General features: G+C 66.2%; 5 protein-coding genes. 3 read left to right on the top strand and 2 right to left on the bottom strand.

Features of this window, described 5'->3' with window-relative positions; genetic code table 11:
- Positions 1–20 precede the first annotated feature (20 nt).
- The gene (locus tag DD1DGNOD_RS30640; protein WP_131764743.1) at positions 21–254 is read left to right on the top strand and encodes a hypothetical protein; all 234 of its coding nucleotides are present in this window, start codon (positions 21–23) and stop codon (positions 252–254) included.
- Positions 255–643: 389 nt separating this feature from the next.
- Complete coding sequence (locus DD1DGNOD_RS01360) at positions 644–940, top strand: hypothetical protein (RefSeq protein WP_131769262.1); 297 nt, start codon at positions 644–646, stop codon at positions 938–940.
- A gap of 99 nt (positions 941–1,039) precedes the next feature.
- Here DD1DGNOD_RS01360 and bldC read toward each other — a convergent pair whose 3' ends face one another.
- Together bldC and DD1DGNOD_RS01350 are read right to left on the bottom strand one after the other, a co-directional pair.
- Positions 1,040–1,246 carry a developmental transcriptional regulator BldC gene (gene bldC / locus DD1DGNOD_RS01355; protein WP_013871846.1) on the bottom strand — a complete coding sequence of 69 codons (207 nt, stop codon included), beginning with the start codon at positions 1,244–1,246 and terminating at the stop codon, positions 1,040–1,042.
- A 152-nt stretch (positions 1,247–1,398) separates the two neighbouring features.
- The gene (locus tag DD1DGNOD_RS01350; protein ID WP_131764742.1) at positions 1,399–2,235 is read right to left on the bottom strand and encodes a hypothetical protein; all 837 of its coding nucleotides are present in this window, start codon (positions 2,233–2,235) and stop codon (positions 1,399–1,401) included.
- Between the two features lie 255 nt (positions 2,236–2,490).
- Here DD1DGNOD_RS01350 and DD1DGNOD_RS01345 point away from each other — a divergent pair, with 255 nt between their 5' ends.
- Positions 2,491–3,570, top strand: coding sequence for a Leu/Phe/Val dehydrogenase (locus tag DD1DGNOD_RS01345; RefSeq protein WP_131769261.1), 1,080 nt, complete (start codon positions 2,491–2,493; stop codon positions 3,568–3,570).
- Positions 3,571–3,652 lie beyond the last annotated feature (82 nt).

Genomic DNA, 3,652 nt, shown 5'->3' with positions numbered 1-3,652 from the left:
GGTGCCGACGGGGAGTCACAATGGGCAGCTGTGAAGTTTGCGGAAACGACTATGAGATGAGCTTCGAGGTGCATGCCCAGGGAAATGTGCACACATTTGACAGCTTTGAATGCGCGATCCATGCAATGGCCCCGATCTGCGAACACTGCGGAGTGAAGATCTCCGGTCACGGGGCGCAGACCAACGGGCAGTTCTTCTGCTGCGCTCACTGCGCCCGTACGGCCGGCAGAACGGAGATTCGTGACCACGCATAGCATTTCGGGATCACATGTAGCACCCAGCCAGCAGCCGCCTGGCCACTAGACGTCCGCATGTGGTTTGCCGCCACCATGCCGCTGGTCCACCATGCCGCTGGTAAAGCGATGGTCCCCACCACTCACGAAACGACGATCTCTGGCGACGGTGGACGAGGGCGCCACCTGGGCCGCCCCGCCAGATCGGTCCCGACCCATGTCGGGGTTTGCTCGGCTGGGTCGCAACCATGGCTTTCGCAGCAGGCTCCAGCGTCCCTCGGGGCCACGACCGCCGGCGTCTGCCCTGGTCCGCCGGCCGCAAGCGGTGCCCGGCGACACTGGATCGGTCCACCGACTACCGGCCGATCCCTGATCCGCAGAGCGAAAAACCACACGTTGCGACCCAGCCGGTGCTTGGGGTCTTCGACCGGGAAATGCTGACCTTCCAGCGACCCGGAAGCCAGGCCTCCGGCGACGCGAAAAACATGATCGCGCCGCCTTCGGCCCTCCATGACCCAGGAGCTGAGCCTCCAGCGGCGCGCGAAAAAAGTGATCACGCCGCCTTCGGCCATCTGGTCGAAGACCCCAAAAACGCCTGGATGTACCGACACGCCCTCCTCGTCGGCAACCTCGACACATCAAAGGCACAACCATTGCCCCTGATTGGAACAACTGCCGTACCGGCGACCCCCTTGGCCTTAGCCTGACCGCATCTCAGGCAACCGGAACCATCTGGAACCCGGAGCTTGTGAAGTGCGTGAGCACAGGAAGGAGGATCCGATGCGTCTGATCGCGTCGGCGTGGGGCTATACCTCACTTCCCACGGATGGGATCCCCTTGAGGAGCGCCCGGACCTCCGCCTCCCGGTAGCGGCGATGGCCGCCGAGAGTGCGGATCGACGTGAGCTTGCCCGCCTTTGCCCACCTGGTCACCGTCTTCGGGTCAACTCGAAACATCGTTGCCACTTCAGCGGGCGTCAGCAGCGGCTCAGCGTCCGGTGTTCTCGTCGTCATTGCGTTGGCCTCCCGTCACAGAGCGTCGCTCCGTCCCATACAGATCGTGCATCCTTCGGGGGCATTTCGGACATGGCACGTCAGGACCATCTGCTGACTAGTCACATGACGTCCGAAGCGAGCAATCACACTCAGTTAGCATTCACGAACCATCAGCTTGCAGACTCCCTGGTCTGAAGCGGTCTCCATCGGCTCAGGACACGCCCATACGCCGTAACCGCCGCATCTGTTCGCCCTCGGCGTAACGCGCTGATTGCCTCGTCCAGGTCCGCGACCGACGTGTCGTTGCGCAGAGCATCGTCGTCGAGCAGATCAACGATCCCTCCGTAGTCGAGTTCGATCCGGCTGTGCGGGTGGAAGTCCTCCAGCCAGTGCTCGAGCTCGACCACGCCGTCGACGCCCGGCGAATCCGGAGCGACACGGCGCAGCACCTCGAGTGCTTCCAGCGCCCGTCCCACCCGGCGCCGGGCAAGGCCCATCGACGTCCGGTAAAGAAGCGACCTGTCGGCGGTGTCACCCGTGACCAGCGCCCGCTCCGCGGGGTCGAACAGGATGAACCACGGCGGCGGTACCATCCAGGTGCACGTCTGGACGTAGACCTTGAGATCAGGCCGTCGGCTACGCCAACGATCCAGTTCGGTTTCGGCCGGCTCGGCCAGACGTCGCGGGATGAACGCCTCAGCCACCCGCTCGGGCAGCCGACCGCGGAACTCCATCGCGGCCTGCCACACCCGCAGCTGGGTGTACCAGGGGCAGACGAACATCAGACCGTCCGCTATCTGGACGAAGGCCGACTCGTCGGCCACGTCCAGCGACGGGCGAATGGTCGCGACCAGCGCGACGGCCCGCTCCCGCCGAGCGCCGGCACGACGGGTCGGTACGCCTCCTCTGGCCGCGTACCGCTCCCAACGAAGCCGTTCGGCCGGCGGGAAGGCCGCCAGCGGCTCGTACACCCGCAGGTAGGCCGCCGGACTCACGACAGGCGCCACAGAGGAGATCCTGGCACGCCGGGAACATCAGCGAGTCGCCGCGAACCCATCGTCGGCACGCGACCTCCACTCGAAGACGGCAATCCACCACGCCAGCAACGAACAATCATCACCACGCCAACCCATGGAGGGACCCGCGGATACGTTGCAGACACCAACCACGCCCGTTCAGGATGTTCCGGCTTGCCCTGACCTTGGCCACGAAGATCATATTTCCCGACGAGCCTCACGTTCCCGGCGAAGGGAGCATCACCGGTGCCGTCCGTCTTCACCGCCGGTTCGCAGCACGAACAGGTGGTCTTCTGCATGGACCCCGCCAGCGGACTGCGCGCAATCATCGCGATCTACTCGACAGCCCTCGGCCCTGCCCTCGGGGGGACCAGGTTCCACCCCTATGCCGACGAGGACGCGGCCCTCCTCGACGCCCTCGCTCTGTCCAAGGCTATGGCCTACAAGGCCGCCTGCGCCGGTCTGGATCTCGGCGGCGGCAAGGCAGTCATCCTCGGCGACCCCGACCGGGACAAGTCCGAGCCGCTGCTGCGCGCCTATGGACGCTTCGTGGCCTCGCTCGGCGGTCGCTACATCACCGCCTGCGACGTCGGTACGTACGTCGAGGACATGGACGTGATCGCACGAGAGTCCCGGTGGGTCACCGGACGCTCGCCCGAGCACGGCGGTTCGGGCGACTCCGGCATCCTGACCGCCTACGGCGTATTCGAGGGGATGCGCGCCTGTGCCCGGCACCTGTGGGGCACGCCGTCCCTGGCCGGCCGCCGTGTCGCGGTCTGCGGAGTCGGCAAGGTCGGCCGGCGTCTCGTGGGCCATCTGCTCGCCGACGGCGCCCGTGTAGTCGCCGCGGACGTCAGCCGGGCAGCCCTGGAGCGGCTGCGAGCGGAGTATCCCGACGTCGAGACGCACGCCGATCCCGACGTGCTCGTCGAGACCGACGCGGACGTGTACTCCCCGTGCGCGCTCGGCGCTGCTCTCACCGCCGACGTTGTCGGGGCGCTGCAGGCACGTGTCGTGTGTGGGGCAGCTAACAACCAGCTCGCGGACGCGGACGTGGACAAGTTGCTCGCCGCGGCGGGCGTGCTCTACGCGCCGGACTTCGTGGTCAACGCCGGCGGACTCATCCAGGTCTCCGACGAGATCCAGGGCTATTCGCAGGAACGGGCGCAGGCGAAGGTAAGCGGCATCTTCGCCTCGACCCTGGAGGTTCTGACCCTCGCCGAGCAGACCGGGATCACCTCCACCATCGCCGCGACCCAGCTCGCGGAACGCCGGATCAGCGAGGTCGGGCGGCTGCGCCGGATCCTCGTTCCCCAGACGTCCTGAGCAACCGACTACGAGATCTCGATCTGTGATTCATGTCACGTATATGCCGCTGCGATCGCTTCTCAACCGGACAACTGTGGGG

Origin of the sequence: Candidatus Protofrankia californiensis (assembly GCF_900634765.1) — a bacterium.
In the GTDB taxonomy this organism is placed as follows: domain Bacteria; phylum Actinomycetota; class Actinomycetes; order Frankiales; family Frankiaceae; genus Protofrankia; species Protofrankia californiensis.
The sequence above is the reverse complement of the archived record's forward strand: the minus strand, read 5'-3'. Positions and strand labels throughout refer to the sequence as shown.